This window comes from Acinetobacter sp. CY73 (assembly GCF_059515865.1).
Genome location: NZ_JCAKMZ010000003.1, coordinates 80,896 through 101,154, shown reverse-complemented (window position 1 = coordinate 101,154; position 20,259 = coordinate 80,896). Strand labels below are relative to the sequence as shown.

At 39.3% G+C, this 20,259-nt stretch carries 16 protein-coding genes; 5 read left to right on the top strand and 11 right to left on the bottom strand.

Features of this window, described 5'->3' with window-relative positions; translation table 11 throughout:
* Nucleotides 1-274: 274 nt before the first annotated feature.
* On the bottom strand, nt 275-2,449 hold the full coding sequence (locus tag AC5YD2_RS03040) for a TonB-dependent receptor domain-containing protein (protein WP_496124898.1): 2,175 nt from the start codon (nt 2,447-2,449) through the stop codon (nt 275-277).
* Nucleotides 2,450-2,710: 261 nt separating this feature from the next.
* Between AC5YD2_RS03040 and tig the strand changes: the two genes are divergently transcribed.
* From tig to AC5YD2_RS03020, 4 genes are all read left to right on the top strand, one after another.
* A complete protein-coding gene (gene tig / locus AC5YD2_RS03035; protein ID WP_496124897.1) occupies nt 2,711-4,045 on the top strand; it encodes a trigger factor in 1,335 nt (444 codons plus the stop codon).
* A 192-nt stretch (nt 4,046-4,237) separates the two neighbouring features.
* On the top strand, nt 4,238-4,849 hold the full coding sequence (clpP, locus tag AC5YD2_RS03030) for an ATP-dependent Clp endopeptidase proteolytic subunit ClpP (RefSeq protein ID WP_496124896.1): 612 nt from the start codon (nt 4,238-4,240) through the stop codon (nt 4,847-4,849).
* Between the two features lie 36 nt (nt 4,850-4,885).
* Nucleotides 4,886-6,196 (top strand): ATP-dependent protease ATP-binding subunit ClpX, encoded by a 1,311-nt coding sequence (clpX, locus tag AC5YD2_RS03025; protein ID WP_496124895.1) that lies wholly within the window; start codon nt 4,886-4,888, stop codon nt 6,194-6,196.
* 164 nt (nt 6,197-6,360) lie between these two features.
* Entirely contained in the window at nt 6,361-7,113 is a 753-nt protein-coding gene (locus tag AC5YD2_RS03020; RefSeq protein WP_496124894.1) for a DUF2846 domain-containing protein, read from the top strand.
* A 194-nt stretch (nt 7,114-7,307) separates the two neighbouring features.
* Here the strand turns inward: AC5YD2_RS03020 and AC5YD2_RS03015 are convergent, their stop codons facing one another.
* From AC5YD2_RS03015 to AC5YD2_RS02980, 8 genes are all read right to left on the bottom strand, one after another.
* Nucleotides 7,308-7,802: a DUF2059 domain-containing protein gene (locus AC5YD2_RS03015; protein WP_496124893.1), complete on the bottom strand. Its 495-nt coding sequence runs from the start codon at nt 7,800-7,802 to the stop codon at nt 7,308-7,310.
* Nucleotides 7,802-8,305 (bottom strand): hypothetical protein, encoded by a 504-nt coding sequence (locus tag AC5YD2_RS03010; protein WP_496124892.1) that lies wholly within the window; start codon nt 8,303-8,305, stop codon nt 7,802-7,804. The genes AC5YD2_RS03015 and AC5YD2_RS03010 overlap by 1 nt, the downstream gene beginning before the upstream one ends.
* Before the next feature lie 71 nt (nt 8,306-8,376).
* The gene (locus AC5YD2_RS03005) at nt 8,377-9,903 is read right to left on the bottom strand and encodes a fumarate hydratase (RefSeq protein ID WP_496124891.1); all 1,527 of its coding nucleotides are present in this window, start codon (nt 9,901-9,903) and stop codon (nt 8,377-8,379) included.
* Between the two features lie 518 nt (nt 9,904-10,421).
* Entirely contained in the window at nt 10,422-10,712 is a 291-nt protein-coding gene (locus tag AC5YD2_RS03000) for a hypothetical protein (RefSeq protein WP_496124890.1), read from the bottom strand.
* Nucleotides 10,713-10,803: 91 nt separating this feature from the next.
* Nucleotides 10,804-12,945 carry a phosphate acetyltransferase gene (pta, locus tag AC5YD2_RS02995; protein WP_496124889.1) on the bottom strand — a complete coding sequence of 714 codons (2,142 nt, stop codon included), beginning with the start codon at nt 12,943-12,945 and terminating at the stop codon, nt 10,804-10,806.
* A gap of 50 nt (nt 12,946-12,995) precedes the next feature.
* Nucleotides 12,996-14,210 (bottom strand): acetate/propionate family kinase, encoded by a 1,215-nt coding sequence (locus AC5YD2_RS02990; protein ID WP_496124888.1) that lies wholly within the window; start codon nt 14,208-14,210, stop codon nt 12,996-12,998.
* Between the two features lie 309 nt (nt 14,211-14,519).
* Nucleotides 14,520-14,933, bottom strand: coding sequence for a hypothetical protein (locus AC5YD2_RS02985; RefSeq protein WP_496124887.1), 414 nt, complete (start codon nt 14,931-14,933; stop codon nt 14,520-14,522).
* Nucleotides 14,934-15,220: 287 nt separating this feature from the next.
* Nucleotides 15,221-16,486, bottom strand: coding sequence for a glutamate-5-semialdehyde dehydrogenase (locus AC5YD2_RS02980; protein WP_496124886.1), 1,266 nt, complete (start codon nt 16,484-16,486; stop codon nt 15,221-15,223).
* A gap of 287 nt (nt 16,487-16,773) precedes the next feature.
* Between AC5YD2_RS02980 and AC5YD2_RS02975 the strand changes: the two genes are divergently transcribed.
* Nucleotides 16,774-18,096, top strand: coding sequence for an alpha/beta fold hydrolase (locus AC5YD2_RS02975; RefSeq protein ID WP_496124885.1), 1,323 nt, complete (start codon nt 16,774-16,776; stop codon nt 18,094-18,096).
* 118 nt (nt 18,097-18,214) lie between these two features.
* Here the strand turns inward: AC5YD2_RS02975 and AC5YD2_RS02970 are convergent, their stop codons facing one another.
* A complete protein-coding gene (locus AC5YD2_RS02970) occupies nt 18,215-19,111 on the bottom strand; it encodes a class I SAM-dependent methyltransferase (RefSeq protein WP_496124884.1) in 897 nt (298 codons plus the stop codon).
* A gap of 97 nt (nt 19,112-19,208) precedes the next feature.
* On the bottom strand, nt 19,209-20,228 hold the full coding sequence (gene nagZ / locus AC5YD2_RS02965; protein ID WP_496124883.1) for a beta-N-acetylhexosaminidase: 1,020 nt from the start codon (nt 20,226-20,228) through the stop codon (nt 19,209-19,211).
* Nucleotides 20,229-20,259: the final 31 nt, after the last annotated feature.

Genomic DNA, 20,259 nt, shown 5'->3' with positions numbered 1-20,259 from the left:
TTGTGATTTAACTCACTTATCAATGTGGTGATAGTAAACATGGATCTAATGGATGCCTTTTGTATTGATTGGCTAATTTTCTATGTAAATTTTGAATACTTAGATCTAGAAGTAATGTATATGGTAGCTGGATACATCTCGAATCATACTTTATAGTTAAAAAACGTCGTAATTTAACAGCTGTGTTGACACCTATAGCTTTGTGAAAAGTGTTTGAAAGGCGCAAAGCTCTATAAAAAACCCTACCGAAGTAGGGTTTCCAGTCCAGAATAGTTTAGAAGTCGTAAGAAACTGATAACCAGTAGTTACGTCCTGCTAAGTACGTTCCTTCCATAGAGCGACCAAGCATCATATAATCGTAATAAGAGGCAGTTTCGCCCTTACTGTTTATATATGTACCATTATTGCTAAAATCTTTGTCTAATAAATTGTTAACAGCTGCATTAAAACGTAACTGGTCATTCACAGTGTAACTACCACCTAAATTGAAAAGGTTATAACCTTTTAACTTATTGCCAGTTGCATTATAAATAATCGCTGCATCACCTGCTGTTTGTTCAGTTGTGTAGCGTTTACGATCTGACTTGTATTCATGCTGTAGCCAAACATTCAAGGCATCGTTCACATACCACGTTGAAGTCATATTAAATGCGTTTTTAGGTACATTATTTAAATATGAACCTTTATTTGCTCCTTTCGTAATTTCGCTTTCCATATAAGTGTAAGCAGCTTTTACATCCCATTCAGGAATAATGCTGTATTTCAAGCTTAATTCTACACCTTTAGTTTCTGCTTCATTGGCATTAATACTTTGAGAGAAGTTATCTTGGGTAATATGTGACCCATAACTTACACAGCCCGGTTGATTTGGAGTGCTTGCAGAGTAGCAGTTCCATAGATCTGGACCATCTGTAATAAGATTGTCAATCTGTGTAAAGAAAGCGGTTGTTGTCAGGTCCAAATTACCATTATTAAAATTAAATCCTAGTTCATAGTTAATTGATTCTTCAGGTTTTAAATTTGGGGACCCAATATCAAAACTGGTACCTTGACCGCCTACACTTATAATACCGTTATGTAATGCTTTTGCAGATGGTGCTTTATATCCAGTACTTACACCGCCTTTAATCGTGAGAAGGTCATTTGTATTCCAAACTAAATACGCACGTGGGCTAAATTGTCCACCAAATCCTGAGTGATCTTCATATCGCCCGCCCATTGTAAGACCTAGATTGTCACGTATACGCCATTCATCTTCAGCATAAAATGAAAAAGAATCCTTCGTGAACTTACTGCCAATACCTGCAATATCATCAGCTACTTCAGCATCTTTATATTCCGCACCTACAGTTAACTTATGATCTGCAATTGGCATTACAACATGAGAGTCAACAACCAAATCTGTGTTTTCAAGATTACGATCTAAACCAGCACCAATATTATTTGGGAACGTTTTATTTGGAATGGTACGACCAACGGTTTCAGTTTCAGTGTGACTAATATATGAAGACCATTTACCAAATGAATAGTCTCCTTCATGCCCTAATGAAATTTGAGTGCGATTGAATTCCAACTCATCTTTATAACCACCGATGCTTGTTGGGGTATCAGCAGTACCTAAACGGTCATCATTATTTTGGTAAGTTTGGCTTGAGTGGAATCCATCAATCCAAAAGTTATTCTGATCATTTAATTCAAAAGATAGTTTGCCACCAAAATCATAAATATCGGCTTCGCTTGGTCTTGGATCACGACCAGATGTGCCGGGTATGCGATCAGATTTTTGGCGATCATAGTATGAGCCACGCAATTGCAAACCTAAGCGATCCTGAATTAATGGACCATTTAATACTAAACTCGTTTTCCAAGAGTCAGCCTCACCGCTATGTTCCATGACATTACCACCAACGGTGACATTACCATTCCACTCATTGGATACTTTTTTAGTGATAATATTAATCACTCCACCCATTGCTTCTGAGCCGTAACGTGTTGCCATTGGTCCACGAATCACTTCAATACGTTCAATTGAAGCTAAAGGAGGCAAATAGCCATTTGATGATTCAGCAAAACCATTCGGGGCTACTTCCGATGAAGTTGTTTGACGACGTCCATCGATTAAAACAAGGCTATAATCATTACCCAAGCCACGCATTTTTACATTTAAACCAGAGGTTTTACCTATTCCGTCACGAATATCGATGCCTGGAACATCAGATAACAGATCAGCAATACTAGACGCATTTTTCTTTTCAATATCTTCTTTTGTAACTACACTAATTGAAGCTGGTGCATTTTTAATATCTTGTTCAAAACCCGCTGCAGAAACAACAATAGTAGATAGCTGTTGTGCATTTTTGACTTCTGAATTTGTTGTATTTGCAATAACAGAAGTACTTGTCACTGCTAAAAGCGCAAGTGTTAGAGGCTGCAACTTGAAATGACTCATATATTCGATCCTAAAGGTATGAGTAAGCTTGAGAGAGCTGATTAAATTTGATGCAAATACTAATGATAAACCTTATCGTTTGCAATAAAAACAATACAAAATTAACTAAGTATGAATAGAATAAGAAAATATTTTTAGGGTCAATAGGGCATAAACCCAATAAAACAGTGGTTAAAAAAAGGTATTTTGTATATCTTTGATTGTTGTCATATAATGTGGCACTTAAAAAATTGCAATCACTATTTCTATATCGAGGAAGCCATGCAAGTAACTTCTGAAGCGGTTTCGGGCGTTGCCCGTCGTTTAACTGTATCTGTACCGACGAGCCGTGTGAATGAGCAGTTTGAAGCTCGTTTAAAACGCACATCTAAAACTGTTAAGATCAACGGCTTCCGTCCAGGTAAAGTGCCATTAGACGTTGTACGTCGTGAGTACGGTGCTGGTATCTACAACGAAGTTGTGAACGATGTTATTCGTGACTCAGTATTCCAAGCCATTCAACAAGAAAAAATCAATGCTGTTGGTATGCCAAACATTGATAAAGTTGAAAACAAAGAAGATGCGCTCGTATTTGAAGCGACTGTTGAAGTTTATCCAGAAGTTGAAGTTAAGTTCGAAGGCTTAGAAGTAGAACGCAAAACTGCAGAAGTTGGCGATAAAGATGTAGATCAAATGATCGAAAATCTTCAAAAGCAACGTGCGGGTTGGGCTGAAACTAAAGGCATGGCTAAAAAAGACATGCAAGTAACTTTCGATTTTGAAGGTTCAATTGACGGCGAAAAATTTGAAGGCGGTTCTTCTGAAGACTTCAAACTTGTATTGGGTTCAGGTCGTATGATCCCTGGCTTTGAAGATGGCATCGTTGGTATGAAGAAAGGCGAAGAGAAAGTAATTGACGTCACTTTCCCAGAAGACTACCAAGCTGAAAACTTAGCGGGTAAAGCTGCTCAATTCAAAATCACTGTGAAACTTGTTGAAAAACAAAAACTTCCAGAAATTGATGCTGAATTCCTTAAAATCTTTGGTGTAACTGAAGAAGAAGGTATTGAGAAATTAAAAGCTGACGTTCGTAAAAACATGGAACGTGAAGTGAAAAACGGTCTTCGTAACCAAGTGAAAGGTGCAACTTTTGATGCGCTTGTAGCAGCGAATGAAATCGAAGTTCCAGAATCAATGTTGTCTCAAGAAATTGACCGTCAACGTCAACAAATGATTCAACAGTTCACTCAGCAGTTCGGTGCTCAAGGCGCTAAAGCATTTGATTCAAGCATGCTTCCTGATGAATTGTTCAAAGAACAAGCTGAGAAATCAGTTAAATTAGGCGTATTGGTAAGCAAAGTATTAACTGATGCGAAGCTTGAAGTTGATGCTGCTCGTGTTGAAGCTTACATCGAAGACATGGCTTCTTCTTACGAAGATCCAACTGAAGTGATTGAATACTTCAAAAACGATGAAAAGCAACGTGCTCAAATCGAAGCCGTGGTTTTAGAAGATCAAGTTGTCGATTACATTTTAGCTTCAGCTAAAGTGGCTGATGTGACTGTAAGCTACGAAGAATTGTTGAAAGAGCAACAAGCTCGTCAACAACAAGGTTAATTCTTCTTCGTTGTGAAAAAGGCGCTGACAAGCGCCTTTTTTAATACTTTCAAGATCGATAAGATGTCCTTTCATCACATAGCATATGCAAAATAATTCTGATAATTAATGGGGAATATTTTGCATTTTCAACAATTATCCCTCATATTGTGATTATGTGTTGAGTAACAAGAATTCAGGAATAAATAACGTATGTATGTTCCACAAATTGCTAACGCACTCGTACCGATGGTGGTTGAACAATCTTCTCGTGGCGAGCGTTCTTTCGATATTTTTTCACGTCTTTTACGTGAACGTGTGATTTTTCTAACAGGTGAAGTTGAAGATAACATGGCGAATTTGATTGTCGCGCAAATGTTATTTTTAGAAGCTGAAAACCCTGAAAAAGATATTCATTTATATATCAACTCTCCAGGGGGGTCGGTGACTGCAGGTATGGCGATTTACGATACCATGCAATTTATCAAACCAGATGTGGTGACTTACTGTATGGGTCAAGCGGCTTCAATGGGTGCATTCCTATTAAATGCTGGCGCCAAAGGTAAGCGTTACTGCTTGGAAAATGCACGTGTGATGATTCATCAACCATTGGGTGGATTCCGTGGTCAAGCATCGGACATCGAAATCCATGCACGTGAAATCATTTTCATCAAAGAGCGTTTAAACCGTTTGATGGCAGAGCACAGTGGTCAAGACTATGAAACTGTTGCGCGTGATACAGACCGTGATAATTTTATGACAGCTCAAGCTGCAAAAGAATATGGTTTAGTTGATGAAGTTCTGTCAAAACGTCCACAAAATTAAGCTTTAAAAGCATAGATTAAGAAATTTGGAGTGAAAATGTCTGAAAATCCTCAAGGACAAAAGCATTGTTCATTTTGCGGTAAAACGCAGTCTGAAGTGGGTAAGCTCATTGCAGGCGAGGACGCTTACATTTGTAATGAATGCGTAGATGTATGCTTAGATTTGGTTCAGACGAGTCAACAAGTTGAAACAGGTGAGTGGGCTACACGTCCATTGCCGAAACCACATGAAATTCGTGCTGCACTCGATCAGTATGTGATTGGTCAAGATACTGCGAAGAAGACACTTTCTGTTGCGGTATATAACCACTACAAACGTCTTAAAGTGACTCAATCTGAAAATAAATCAGAAGAGCGTGTAGAACTCGCGAAAAGTAATATTTTGCTGATCGGACCAACAGGTTCAGGTAAAACTTTACTTGCGCAAACCCTTGCTCGTCTTTTAGATGTACCTTTTGCGATGGCAGATGCAACCACTTTAACCGAAGCAGGTTATGTCGGTGAAGATGTTGAAAATATCGTACAAAAGTTACTTCAAAAAGCAGATTATGATGTAGAGAAAGCGCAAAAAGGCATTATCTATATCGATGAGATCGACAAGATCACACGCAAGTCTGAAAATCCTTCTATTACACGTGATGTGTCAGGTGAAGGTGTTCAGCAGGCTTTGCTTAAAATGATCGAAGGTACGGTTGCATCAATCCCACCACAAGGTGGTCGTAAGCATCCGCAACAAGAATTCATTCAAATTGATACGTCGAATATCTTGTTCATCTGTGGTGGTGCATTCTCAGGTCTTGAGCGTGTAGTACAGCAGCGTCAAGAGAAGGGTGGTATTGGTTTCACAGCAGATGTGAAGAGCAAAGATGATACCAAGAAACTATCAGAATTGTTCCGACAAGTTGAAGCGGCTGACTTGGTGAAATTTGGTTTAATTCCTGAATTCATCGGTCGTTTGCCTGTGATTGCAACGCTTGAAGAGCTTGATGAAGAAGCTTTAATGCAGATTCTGACAGAGCCTAAGAATGCCTTAACGCGTCAATATCAATACCTTTTCGAAATGGAAGATGTTGATTTGGTGTTTGAAGATTCAGCATTACGTGCAATTGCCAAGAAAGCATTAGAGCGTAATACAGGTGCTCGTGGTTTGCGTTCAATCTTGGAAAATGTTTTGCTTGAAACCATGTATGACTTGCCAAGTCGTACTGATATCGGGACTGTTATCATCAATGACGCTGTCATCAATGATAAAGCTGAACCTGAGTATCAAGCTGAGCGTCAGCCTAAGACTGAACAAGCTGTTGAAGAAAAAATAGATTTGAAAATTTTAGACAGTAAATCTGCTTAACTGAGATTGATCATTTAAACTTCAAATGTATTTCATCTGAAAGGTGGAAAAAGGGCGACTTTTTCCACCTTTTTTTATTTTTAATATCGAATTGAAATGTTAAGCTCAAAAAACAAAATAATTCACCATCAAACAAAATAAGAAATACGTGATGAGGGAAAATCATGCGTTATTTGGCATTTATACTTTCAGCAAGCAGTGGTTTAACTGCGTGTAGTCATTCACCGAATCAAGAGACAGTTGCTCAAGCACAGATTATTTCTACTTTAGAACCTGTCGATTTTTCAAAAAAAACCAGTTTTGTCGCATCAAAATTAGATCAATATAAAGTTGCTGGGTTTTCATTGGGTTCTTGGGTCAATCAGGAACCGGGTCAGTATTTTAAATTGATCAAACCACAAAATAAAAATGCCGCTGTGTTGTATTTGTACAGACCTGATAGTAAATGGAATCGTCAAGAAATCGTTGCACCAAGCTTCTTTTTAAATGGGAAGAAAATCCCCAGTCTGATCAGTAATCACCATTATTGGATTGAATTGGCTGAAGGGGATTATCGTCTGAGTATTAGTCGACCTTTGGCTGTGGTGCATTTTAAAAAGCCATTGGCAGCAAATTTCACGGTTAAAGCAGGGCAACAATACTTTTTAAAATATGAAGAAGAGCAGTTCCGTGGAGGACCAAATGGCGATGCGGATTTATTGCGTGTAGGTCCATTGATGCAGATGCCGACACGTCAAGCACTAAAAGAAATTGGGATGACACAGCTCAAATCCCCAGGTTTGAATTACGTGGCTCAAATAAGTCCAAATGGTAGAATCATTAAAACGAATGAGAAAGTCGAGAGCGGGAAATATAAAGCCAGTGATGATGTCCGTTTGACAGAGCCCTTTAAGATTTATGATCCAAGAACTTGGTAATAAGTTGAGGGTTGGGGAGTGCCTTTTATTTTCTTTAATTTGATCTGAAAAATCATCAGAGATGAGTAATAAAAGCGTATATATTTTTTTTTAGAGAATATTTTAGTTTTAGAAGATATTTTAGTTTTAGAAAATATTTTAGAAAGTAATTGAAGCTTATGTAAATCATAAAGCTTCAATCATTCTTTTATAAGTTATTCACCTTGCATGGATTGCATAATAATATCCATTATCTTTTTTTCGGCCTCGGGTGATGGTTGTTGATCTACAGGAAATAGATTTTCGACCGTATCACTCATACCTTGGAAGTAGGCTTGATTTTTTAGTATAGATTGGCCATGTGGCGTTTTAAAGAAATCAGTCCAAGTCTGGATCTCTTGTTCACTAAAGGTTGATTGATACAGTGCAGCACTTTTAGCTTTAAACTTTTGGTGTACATCAGGTTGGTTATAGTATTTTTTCACGGCACTAGCCATGGCTTGACGATTTTTAGCTGATGGCTTGAGTTGGAAATAAGTTAATAAAACTTCAGCTGTTTTCGTGGTATTTTCATCGGATAAAAACATCTGATAACTATGCTGGTCGATGATATCGACCAGTTCGTTGGCCATTGAAGTTGTATTTGTGTTGGCGGCGTAAGTGAAGGATGCTTGCAAGCCAATGATTAGGGCAATCAATATTTTTTTCATTATTTTTCCAATTTCTTCATAGTATTTATGATTTCATTTGAATGTAGAAGTTGAGTGAAGTCTTCTGTCGCTTGGTCGATCGATTGTGCGATGAGGATTGGAGATTTTTTCGCAGCATTTTGCATATTAGGTTTTTTATATAATTCAATTAATGCAGTAATTTCCTCTGAGCTTAGACGCTTATAGGCTTGACTAATATCTTGAATAATCTTGGCTTCATCGATTTGATCTAAAGTATCATTCACCGTAATATCAGATATTTTCATGATCATCAGTTGATTCTGAGCTGAAATAGGCTGCGGAATCTGTAATTGTTCAATCAGACTGTCTTCTACACTACTTTTAAATGTTGGTAGACCATTTTTGATCAAAGCTGACTTCAACTGATTCCAATTTTCAAGTTGAACCAGCTCTTGAACCTGTTGATCTGTTGCAGGCGAGGCCATGACTTGAAAGCTACTCAAGCTAAGGATTAGCACTGCAATTTTGTTTTTTATTATCATAATTTTCTCATAAAGTATAAAAAAAGCACCCTAATGATAGAGTGCTTTTTATACTTAAGACAAGTTTTAAATTAGTTAGCAGCAGCATCCACTACTGGAATTTTACCAATTTTCGCTTGCCAGATTTTCGGCGCAGTTGCGTGAACAGAAGTACCATTCACATCTACGGCAACAGATACAGGCATGTCTTTTACAACGAACCTATAGATTGCTTCCATACCCAAATCTTCAAAAGCAACGACTTCAGCTTCACGAATCGCTTTAGATACTAAGTAAGCAGCACCACCCACAGCCATCAAGTAAGTTGTTTTGGTATCTTTAATTGCTTCAATGGCAGTAGGACCACGTTCAGCTTTACCGATCATACCGTAAAGACCCGTTGCTTCTAATACTTGGCGAGTGAACTTGTCCATACGTGTTGCAGTTGTAGGGCCAGCAGGACCAACCACTTCATCACCAACAGGATCTACAGGACCCACGTAGTAAATAAACTTACCTTTAAGATCTACAGGAAGCTCTTCACCATTGTTGAGCATGTCAACCATACGTTTGTGCGCAGCGTCACGGCCTGTATAAATTGTACCGTTCAGCAACAAAGTATCACCTGGTTGCCAAGAATTCATTTCTTCTTGCGTGATGTTATCCAGATCAACCCGTTTAGAGGTTGATGAATCCCAAGTTACTTCAGGATAATCTTCAAGTTTAGGCGCAATAATATTTGCAACGCCTGAACCATCTAATGTGAAGTGTGCATGACGCGTTGCAGCACAGTTCGGAATCATACCGACTGGTTTGCCCGCAGCATGACATGGGTAATCTTTAATTTTAATATCGAGAACAGTGGTTAAACCGCCAAGACCTTGTGCACCAATCCCCAAAGCATTTACTTTTTCGAAGATTTCGATACGAAGCTCTTCCATTTTGCTTTGTGGACCACGACGAAGCAATTCGTCCATGTTGATTTCTTCCATCAATGCTTCTTTCGCAAGCATCATGGCTTTTTCAGCAGTACCACCAATACCGATACCGAGCATACCCGGTGGACACCAGCCTGCACCCATCGTTGGAACAGTTTTAAGTACCCAATCCACGATTGAGTCAGATGGGTTTAACATTGCAAGCTTAGATTTGTTTTCTGAACCGCCACCTTTCGCTGCAACCGTGATATCTACTTTATTACCCGGAACTAATTTGTGGTAGATCACAGCAGGAGTGTTGTCTTTTGTATTTTTACGACCAAATGCAGGGTCAGCTAATACAGATGCACGAAGTACGTTAGAATTTTCTAAGTAACCTTGGCGCACACCTTCGTTAATTGCATCGTCTAAGCCCATCGTTAAATCAAATTTAACGTCCATGCCCACTTCAACGAATACGTTTACAATCCCCGTATCTTGGCAGATTGGACGATGTCCTTCTGCACACATACGAGAGTTAATTAGGATTTGTGCGATCGCATCTTTTGCAGCTTTGTTTTCTTCACGGTCATACGCACGGCTCATCGCTTGGATGAAATCTTGTGGGTGATAGTAAGAAATGAACTGAAGCGCATCTTTAACCGATGTGATCAAGTCATCTTGCTTGATAATAGTTGTCATACAAAAATCTCTTGAGCGGGCTGATAGCTAGCGGGCTAAATTATAAGACAAAATGACTCAATTGTGGTTTTTTTGCTGAGGATTTGGGCGAAAGTTTAATACAGCGCTTGAATGAGAAAGTAAATTTAATCGGCTGAACATTTTTTTGAGTTTATTAGGCTCTCAACTCATAAAAAGAGTGAATGTACTATTTAACCCGAATCCTGCTTAAGGAAATGAGATCATTCATCTTGAGACTTATCCATCATTTTGAGCATAAAAAAGTCTATGCTTTGGTCTGATAACACTAAAAACTAATCATAAAATTACATTTAGCTTATGGTTTTAAAGAAAAATCCTTATCCGCGATTCGGGTTATTTATAATTATACTTAATCGTTTCACCATTATGCTTGATAAAGTTATATAAGAATTCACACAAGATTTCTAAGGTACCGAGGTGAAAAGGTTGTGCTTGACCTGAATCAATGAAAGTAGTTTCTGTGAGAAAGTATCTGGAGTCTATAAAGGTTTTAGAATTTATAGATCTATCCGATGATGATAAGTTGTTAAAAATTCATTTGAAATTTGATCCTTTACATCTGATGGTAATGCATTAAATAATTTTTCTAATTCATGAAACCTTTTAATCTTTACATTGGTTAATGTAAGTAAAGTTTTAAAAAAACATTCGCTACTAAAAGCTAGTAATGTTAATACAGGAAAAATTGTTTGTTGATTTTGATACTTTAATAAAAGTTTTGAACTTTCATAATAATTATGGCCTTGTTCATACCAGTATCTAGCTAACTTATCTTTTTCGGAGGTCATGTAAATTTTCTTAACTTATTCTATTAATAAATTCAAAACCACCCTGTTTTTCAAAAGGGTGGTTTTTTATTATGCTGAAATGTATTGAAAATTAAGCGTTTTGCTGCTCAGACTGAATCGCTGTTAACGCAATGGTAAACACAATGTCATCGACCAACGCACCACGAGATAAGTCATTGACAGGTTTGTTTAGTCCTTGAAGCATTGGCCCTACACTGACGACATTGGCAGAGCGTTGCACTGCTTTATAGGTGGTATTACCTGTATTTAAATCAGGGAAGATAAACACATTGGCACGACCCGCGACTTGAGACTCAGGTGCTTTAGAGCGACCCACACTTTCAACGGATGCTGCATCATATTGTAATGGACCATCGATCAATAGATCAGGACGACGTTCTTTCGCAATACGTGTTGCTTCAGCCACTTTTTCAACTTCTGCACCTGCACCTGAAGTGCCGGTAGAATATGAAATCATCGCGATTCGTGGGTCAATACCAAATGCTTTTGCAGAATCTGCGGATTGAATCGCAATCTCAGCCAGTTGTTCAGCATTCGGATCAGGGTTAATGGCACAGTCGCCGTAAACATAAACTTCATCAGGCAACAGCATAAAAAACACTGAAGATACTAAAGAATAGTCAGGCGCTGTTTTAATCAATTGGAATGCAGGGCGAACCGTATTTGCTGTGGTGTGAACCGCGCCAGACACCAAACCATCAACTTGATCCAAGGCAAGCATCATTGTCCCAAGAACAACGGTGTCTTCAAGTTGTTCGCGTGCTTGAATATCGCTGAGTTTACCTTTACGCAGCTCAACCATTTTTTCAACATATTGCTCACGAATTGTGTCTGGGTCAATGATTTCTAGACTGTCAGGTAGGGTGATGTTACGTGCTTTAGCAACTTCAATGACCGCTTCAGGTTTAGCCAGTAGAATACAATGCGCAATACCACGTGACTGACAAATCGATGCTGCTTCGATGGTACGAGGTTCATCGCCTTCAGGGAGTACAATACGTTTTTTCGCGGCTATTGATTTTTGTACCAATTCATGACGGAACGCAGAAGGGGATAAACGAGGTTGGTACGAGCCATTAATCAGTTGAGTGATCCACTCAGGATGAATATGACTTGATACAAAACGAGTGACTTGTTCAGCACGTTCAGTATCATCAACAGGAATTTCATTACTCAGATTTGACAGCTTTTGAGCGGTATCAAACGTACTGAGTTGAGTGTGCAAAATCGGTAAACCTTGCTTGATCGCTGTTTGGCAGAAATCCATTACCTGTGGATTCGGTGCATATTGTTCAGTCAACACTAAACCCGCCAGTGGAATACCATTGCTACTTGCGAGGCTTCCTGCGAGAAGAACATCAATACGATCTGATGCACTAATGATGAGTTCACCTGCAACAAATTTATGTAACTCATGCGCAATATTGGATGCAATTAAACTGCTATGCAAAACACGACGCTGCTGAGCTTCGCCTAAGTTGATCCATTCTGCCTGAATATGTTGTGCAATGTCAGACATACGTGGCACGCTTAAGGTATTACTAAACGGCACAAGACCAATCACCGGCAATTTTTCAGAGCCAATTTGAGGATGTGTTTTTTGAATCGCTTTTATAAAGTTGGTCGTGTCATCAATTAAACGAAGATCTGGATCCATGGTTACAGGAATCTGAGCTGATTCTTCAGAGAGCCCTTTGGTACGCATGAACAATACGCCAGAAGTACGGCTATTTGATGCACCGCCCAAATGACGTAATTGGCTTTCGACCTTATCTGCAGAAGCCACTGGATTTTGAATATCAGCATTACTCACAATCACAACTTTAGCATCTAGCGCTTGAGCCAATTGAGCATTAAGTTCAGAAGCAAAAGCATCACGACCGTTTGGTACTAAGCCTTCGACAATGATCACATCGTGTTTTTTAGCGATCTGACGATGTAAATGCACCGCAGCTTCAAGTAGCTCGTCCGTTTGATCAGCATTGATCTGTTGAATGATTGTGCTATATGCAATAGGTTCTACAGTTTCATTTTTTGAAACATGGCGAACTAAAGTGGTCGTACGATCAGCCGTTGTATCGTATTGTTCTTGAGAAAAAGGTTTTAAAAATCCTGCTTTAATTCCTTGGCTTTCGAGCGCAAAGATTAAACCCAAGCATGCTGACGTCAGTCCTACGCCTTCTCCAGTCGGTACAAGTACAATCGTTTTCATAACATCTATTTCAAAAGTTTAAATGAGAGTAATACTGAACTGAAGGCAACTTATGCAGTTGCTGCTTCAGGCTTTTTTGTCGTTGCGTTTTCAACCTCACGTATCACGACATTTGAAGTTTCTTGAGCAATACGACCTTCTTCATCGGTTGGAACAACCCAAATTTGCGGTCCAGTTCCCGCATCAATACGTCCTTCTGTACCGCGTTTCAGAGCATCATTCTTTTCTTTACTGAAGTTGAAACCAAAGTGCGGTAGGTAAGACATGGTTTTTTCACGGATGAATGCTGAGTTTTCACCAATACCACCGGTGAAGAACAAACCATCTAATCGTGGTAAACCACAGCTTAACGCTGAAAGTGATTTCGCTAAACGGTAGCAAAACACTTCAATGGCCAATGCTGCATCTTCATTACCTTGTTCTGATGCTTCAATCAAGGTACGCATGTCATTGGATAGATCAGATAAACCAAGTAGACCAGATTGGCTATTCAACATTTTGTCAATTTTGTAAATGTCCCAACCTAAGTTTTTCGCAAGGAAGCTATGTAAGCTTGGATCTACATCGCCACTACGCGTACCCATGACTAAACCTTCTAATGGCGTTAAGCCCATAGAGGTATCGACACTTTGACCATTCCAAATGGCACAAGTCGAGCTACCGTTGCCTAAGTGCGCTGTTAACCAGCCCCCTTCTTTATAGCTACCTGCAAGTTCTGAACCGCGTTCAGAAACATAAGCATGACTGGTACCGTGGAAGCCATAACGACGCACGTTATGTTCTGTGTAAAGGAATTTAGGAACTGCATAGCGATACGCATGTGCAGGCATGGTTTGATGGAATGCAGTATCAAATACAGCGACTTGCGGAAGGTCTGGGAATAAACGACGAGTGGCTTCAATACCCACTAGATGAGCAGGATTGTGCAATGGTGCAAGTGGGGTTGCATCACGAATAATCTCAATAATATCGTCAGTGATCAGCTCAGCTTGAGTCAGGGTGCCGCCATGTACAATACGATGACCGATCGCATCGGGTTTATGATTGGCTAAGCGAGATAAACCCACTTCTAACGCTTCTTTATGATCGGCATTTGGGATATGGATATCGACAGGCTCATTGCCTAAAGTCACCCCTTTGATACGCGCATCAGGGGTACCTAAATTTTCAGCAAGTCCATGAATGCGGAAGTTTTGATCTTTGAGTAATAAAGCAAACTTAATTGAAGAAGATCCGCAATTGATGATAAGAACTGAGTTAGGCATGGTGTATTCCTTGACTGGCGATTTTAGTATTAGCTTGTTGTCGTACCAATGATCTTAAATGCTGTATTCTTGATCTGGTTGCATTTGTATCACGCAGTATTTTTTTGTCCTAGATAGACTTTAGGTGATTAGACTTAAGCATTATCGACCCAAATGATAATAATAATTAGAATTTATCGGCTATCAGTTTCCATTTATTATCTAAATACTAGGTGTCGATCTAGGTTAACGATGATCTGCGAGTTGATTTTGTGTGTCGCGTACACCATAACATGCTTGTTGTTTTTTGAACAAATAGGACAAATCAAATTATCCGTTTTTATATTTTATTTCAGACCAACGCACGACGACATAGGCAAACAATGCCACCATAAAAAACAATAACATCATCCACGCTAGACCCTGCAAAGTTTCAATGATGGTGCGATAGATTTCTAAAAACCAACGTTCTTGAGTCAGTTCGATAATCACACTTTTTTGATTTTCATCTTCTCCGACATAGGTGAGTGGGGTGATGTATTTTTCCATGTCATAAATACGAATACCGGATGATGTACCGACGACCATACCTGCAAATTTTGTATATTTCGCCCATGCATGATGAATCGGGTCGTGGATAATGCGTGCAAGGATACTATTGATCGAATTGGAGAAAAGCCACATCACCAAAAGTGATACGCCAAGTGCTAAAACAAAGGTGGTGATAATCAGGTAGTAGAACATTGAGTCATCCTAATATTATCTATTCAGTGGTTTTTATAAAACGTAAGCAGTTCTTATCAAAATAAAGATACATCGAATGATGGATGAATATGTAGCTAAACGGTTCAATCTAATTCATCAAATTGAATTGATGAATTAGGAATGTGGCTGAATTCAATCACAAACATCGGATTAAAGGTGTTGAATCGGAAAAATTTTAAACTCGCCTTAACATGTATCAACTAAAATAGAAAAACGCGTCATGCACGGGGCTATGACGCGTTTTTAGGGTGATTTTAAATCACTTTTTATTGGCGGATTTGACCGTCACCCAAAACAATCCATTTTTGGGAAGTTAAGCCTTCTAAGCCAACGGGTCCGCGGGCATGAATTTTATCGGTAGAAATACCAATCTCTGCACCCAGACCGTATTCAAAGCCATCTGCAAAACGCGTAGAAGCATTCACCATCACTGAACTTGAATCTACACGTGTTAAGAACTTACGCGCCGTGGTGAAGTTTTCAGTAATAATAGAATCAGTATGGTGTGAACCATATTTGTTGATGTGAAGAATCGCTTCTTCCAAACCGCTGACAATTTTTACAGCCAGAACTGGACCTAAGTATTCTTCATACCAATCTTCTTCAGTCGCAGCCTTCACAGAATCCCCTAAGATACGTTGCACGTCGAGGCAACCACGAAGTTCAACTTTTTTCTCAGCGTACAATTCAGCAACCAAGGGTAAAAACTCATCCGCGACTTTTACATCGACTAAAAGCGTTTCCATCGCATTACATACGCCATAGCGATGTGTCTTGGCATTCAATGCAATTGGAAGTGCTTTTTGAAGATCGGCTTGAGCTTCAACAAAGACATGACAGTTCCCATCCAAATGTTTAATCACAGGAATCGTCGCTTCATTGGTAATACGCTCGATTAACCCTTTTCCACCACGTGGGATGATCACATCGACATATTCAGACATCGTGATCAATTGGCCCACAGCAGCACGATCAGGTGTATTGATCACCTGCACTGCATTTTGTGGCATGCCCGCTGCTTCTAAACCATGTTGAATTGCAGTGGATAACGCTTTATTTGACTCTAATGCTTCAGAACCACCACGCAGAATAATTGCATTGCCCGATTTAATCGCTAACGATGCAGCTTCTAATGTGACATTTGGACGTGACTCATAGATCATACCCACCACACCTAGCGGTACACGCATTTTACCCAACTGAATGCCCGAGGGACGATAAGCTAAATCTGTAATCTCACCAATCGGGTCGACCAAATTCATCACGTCTCTTAAACCGTCAAGCATACCTTGAAAGCGTGTGGGGCTAAGTTCTAAACGATCCAGTAATGCGCTGTCCAGATTATTCTCACGACCTTTGGTCATGTCGATAGTGTTGGCAGCTAAAATGTGCGATTGGCTATTTTGCAAAGCTGTATAAATAGCAGATAAAGCATGATTTTTTTCAAATGTTGAAGCAGCAGCCAAGAAGCGAGATGCCTCTCGAGCATTTTGTCCCAACATTTGCATATACTGTTCGATAGACTCGTGCATAGCGGTATGGTTACTTAAAAATCTCACTCAAATAGTAGCAGTCGATGCTATAACAATCTATGTTTATTCTATAAAAATCGGCATTGGATAAAACTTGTAACTATTTCCTGAGTCAGTGTATCTAGGAAAAAAGATAAATGGTTGATCCTGTGATTGCGTAATATTCACTCATTTGTATAGAATGAAATGTGAATGCTAAATAAGTTACACAATCAAAAATATTTGAGAATGTCGTCTAGATAAGTGGCTTGCAAATTAAAACTATAAGGCCAAATGGAGATAGGGAAATGAATTCCGTTATACAAATGGACTCGGAAATGTACCCGAATACATCAGGGTTTAATTTTTTCGATATATACAATAAAAATAGTTTCAAACAACCGCCACGGATCACTTGGATCGATGGTTGGAAAGTTGAGTATATGGCGATCGCCGATCCTGCAACAATGCATAACACCCCGATTGTGATTGTGGGTGGTGCATTTCAAACCTTTAGTTCTTATAAATATTGTGTGGAACAGCTTTTTGAAAAAGGACCAGTGATCTTAATTGATTTACCTTCGTTGGGTTCAAATCAGCAAATTCATAATCGTGATACAGGCATTTCTGCAGGAAGTTTAGAAATTTCACAACTTTCAACGATGCTGGGTACTTGGCTTGATATTGTTGAGATTTCTAAAGTATCGGTCATGGGAATGTCCTTAGGCTCTGTGGTTGCATCCTGCTTTGCCGCACAGCGTCCAGAGCTCATGGATCGTATGATCCTCATGGGCGTGATGCAAAAGACCCGTAAAAGCTGGCGCATGCTTTTAGAAGAATCCTTAATGCTGATGAAAGAACAGCGTATGGATGAGTTTGGACAAGCGGTGATTTTGTATTTGGTCAATCATGCCAAGCTGGATCGAACGCGGATGTCACCTACAGCAAAACGATTATTCTTTAAGCAAATGGCTGAGTTTAGCGATACTGAGCAAGAGCGCTATGAAATTAACTGTCATCGTTTATTGAGACTAGACAACGTCCCGATTCCAAGCTGTAAAACATTAGTTGCTTGTGGTCAGTTTGATAGTTTTACTTTGCCCTATGAAAATGCCAACTTCGCTTTGCAATGTCCCGATGTTGAGTTTGCCATGATTGCCAATGCGGATCATGTACCTCAACTGCAACGTCGCAAGGAAACCATGAATTTGTTTACTGCATTTTTAAAAGAGCAATCAATTCAAGGTATTGAAGGAATTATTCCACTCAACCGTCAGCAAATGCTGAGCTTGGAACGCCGTGGCGAAGAGCGTATCAAGGTATCTCATCCTAAAACGTGTTTATCACATCGCCTTTCAGAAAAGGTGCTTAATGTGGAGATCGTTGATCTTAACTATTTTGGTGTGTTGTTCAATGCACCTGTATCTGAAATTGATTATATCAATCAGCATGCTCGTGATTTGGCACTGCATCTGGAAGATGAACAGGGTGAATTCAAGGTCGAATGCTTGATCTTTGAGGCGACTGATCAGGGTGTTCGTGCTTTATTTAAGCACGGTTATTTCGAGGTGGCGGATCGATTACTTAAATTTATCAATCACCAGAAAAGTCATATTGATGAGCATTTTTAATCTATTTTATAGATCTAAAACAATTAAGGGCTTCATTTGATTGAAATGAAGCCCTTTCTTTTCTTGATCAATGAGCAAATGTTTACTCTATGCTATAGTTTATTGTGTAAATGGCGCTTTATTTAGTCACCTGTGCATGGATCATCCAAACTAAATCACCTAAGTGTTTACTTGATTCAGCTTGATCAGAATGGTTATTTTCTTGCTGAAAATAGGCTGTGGGTTGAACTACATTGACTTGAGTAAATCCTGCATTTTGAAAAAAAGATCTTACTTCAATAGGATCGATAAAATGAAAGCTAAACGCACTTCGAGACATTAATTTTAATAGTTTGCTACTTGACCAAATCACCTTAGCCAGTTTGTTTTTAACAGGTTCTGGATAAATATCCGTTAAATAATGCAAAGTTTTAAAAGATGAGCCATATTTCACGATTGATTCAAGTAGTTGTTGTAATAATGCTTTGTCAAAATAGTTGATCAAACCCTCACTGATGATCACTAATGGTCGTTGAGGGTCAAAAACGGTAAACGCATTTTGAAAATCTTCAGTAAACAAGTCAGCAGACAGCATTTCTGGGCTAAGCGTATTTATTTGTGCTAAGGCAACTTGTTTGGTCGCAGCCATGTCAGGCAAGTCGAGTTCGCGATAATCAATTTGAGGATAACGTTGTCTAAACCACCAACCGCGTGGAGATAGTCCCGCTGCGATTTCTAGAACTTGAAGGTCTGGATGTTTTTCGATGAGTTGAGTGAGATGTTCATCCAGTAAAGTATGGCGTGTTTTTAAAGTGGTACGCATACTTCCACCAATATATTTCTCCGCAAGCGTTTCCACTGGATTAGCAATCATGGCTAAAGATTTACCTTTGGCTGTCGCAAGAGCAGGGTGTGAAATCCCCATTTGATACCAGATATAACCTGTGTAATGTGCGGTAAATGAAATATGTCGATGTTTGGATAAGTTGGATTTAGACGTTGGATTAGATTTTGAATTAGACTTGGAGTTAGACATAGTTATCCTTGTTATATGATGCTTTATTCTCGTTATCTTATTTTTATCATGTTTGTCCAATAAAGAAAAAGGAACATCGTTGATGTTCCTTTCATTCTTAGATTGAGCTTTTAAATGCTTCAATGGTCTTTTTGACCGCTTGCCATTCATCACCTAAATCAAGTTGTTCACCTATGCTGATCTGAGGGATGCGACCGCGCATGCGCTCTAATCGCTCTTGATTTGGGAGAGCTAAGTCGGTAATGGCATCGAGTGCTAAGCATGCGGCTTCTCGTTGATTACAGACCAAGCCCATATCACAGCCTGCATTTAATGCAGCCAAAATTCGTGCATCTGCGCCACCAGCAACACATGCAGCTTGCATGGTGAGGTCATCTGAAAAGAGCACGCCATCATATTGGAGTTCTTGACGTAGGATTTCTTGAATCCAAAATGGTGAGAATCCAGCAGGGTTAGGATCGACATTTTCATAGATGACATGCGCAGGCATGAGTGCATCCAGTTGTGGTTTGAGTTGAATGAAACTTTGCATGTCATTTTGATAAATTTCTTCATAGCTACGCTGATCAATTGCCGCTGCTACATGAGAATCTGCTTTTACTGAACCATGACCAGGGAAATGTTTCCCTGTATTTGCCATACCAGCACGCTTCATGCCATGCATAAAGGCACTTGCAAGAGGAATAATATCCTGCACATTTTGAGCAAAAGCACGGTCGCCGATTACATCACTGACATCATTAATATCTAAAACAGGTGCAAAGCTAAAATCAATACCAACCGCAAGAACTTCAGTTGCCATCAGCCAACCACATTTCTCAGCAAGATCAATAGCTTTTTCAGCATCTTTTAAGTAAAGTTCTCCAAACTTACCCATTGCTGGAAGTAAAGTGAAACCATTTTTTAGACGTTGAACTCGACCACCTTCTTGGTCAACCGCAATTAAAATATCTGGTCGAACTTGACGCATATGATCGGTAAGTGCGCGAACTTGTTGAGGTGATTCGATATTTCTGCTAAATAGAATCATGCCACCGACTTGCGGCGCTTTTAAGAGTTCAATATCTTCTTGATTTAGTTCTGTGCCCGCAATATCGAGCATCAATGCGCCAATCATCGTAGAGTCCGTCGTTGTATTTTTAAAAGAG

Coding starts and splice junctions, on each gene's coding strand:
- AC5YD2_RS03040 (WP_496124898.1), bottom strand. CDS start 2,449: ATGAGTCATTTCAAGTTGCAGCCTCTAACACTTGCGCTTTTAGCAGTG.
- tig (WP_496124897.1), top strand. CDS start 2,711: ATGCAAGTAACTTCTGAAGCGGTTTCGGGCGTTGCCCGTCGTTTAACT.
- clpP (WP_496124896.1), top strand. CDS start 4,238: ATGTATGTTCCACAAATTGCTAACGCACTCGTACCGATGGTGGTTGAA.
- clpX (WP_496124895.1), top strand. CDS start 4,886: ATGTCTGAAAATCCTCAAGGACAAAAGCATTGTTCATTTTGCGGTAAA.
- AC5YD2_RS03020 (WP_496124894.1), top strand. CDS start 6,361: ATGCGTTATTTGGCATTTATACTTTCAGCAAGCAGTGGTTTAACTGCG.
- AC5YD2_RS03015 (WP_496124893.1), bottom strand. CDS start 7,802: ATGAAAAAAATATTGATTGCCCTAATCATTGGCTTGCAAGCATCCTTC.
- AC5YD2_RS03010 (WP_496124892.1), bottom strand. CDS start 8,305: ATGATAATAAAAAACAAAATTGCAGTGCTAATCCTTAGCTTGAGTAGC.
- AC5YD2_RS03005 (WP_496124891.1), bottom strand. CDS start 9,903: ATGACAACTATTATCAAGCAAGATGACTTGATCACATCGGTTAAAGAT.
- AC5YD2_RS03000 (WP_496124890.1), bottom strand. CDS start 10,712: ATGACCTCCGAAAAAGATAAGTTAGCTAGATACTGGTATGAACAAGGC.
- pta (WP_496124889.1), bottom strand. CDS start 12,945: ATGAAAACGATTGTACTTGTACCGACTGGAGAAGGCGTAGGACTGACG.
- AC5YD2_RS02990 (WP_496124888.1), bottom strand. CDS start 14,210: ATGCCTAACTCAGTTCTTATCATCAATTGCGGATCTTCTTCAATTAAG.
- AC5YD2_RS02985 (WP_496124887.1), bottom strand. CDS start 14,933: ATGTTCTACTACCTGATTATCACCACCTTTGTTTTAGCACTTGGCGTA.
- AC5YD2_RS02980 (WP_496124886.1), bottom strand. CDS start 16,486: ATGCACGAGTCTATCGAACAGTATATGCAAATGTTGGGACAAAATGCT.
- AC5YD2_RS02975 (WP_496124885.1), top strand. CDS start 16,774: ATGAATTCCGTTATACAAATGGACTCGGAAATGTACCCGAATACATCA.
- AC5YD2_RS02970 (WP_496124884.1), bottom strand. CDS start 19,111: ATGTCTAACTCCAAGTCTAATTCAAAATCTAATCCAACGTCTAAATCC.
- nagZ (WP_496124883.1), bottom strand. CDS start 20,228: ATGATTGGCGCATTGATGCTCGATATTGCGGGCACAGAACTAAATCAA.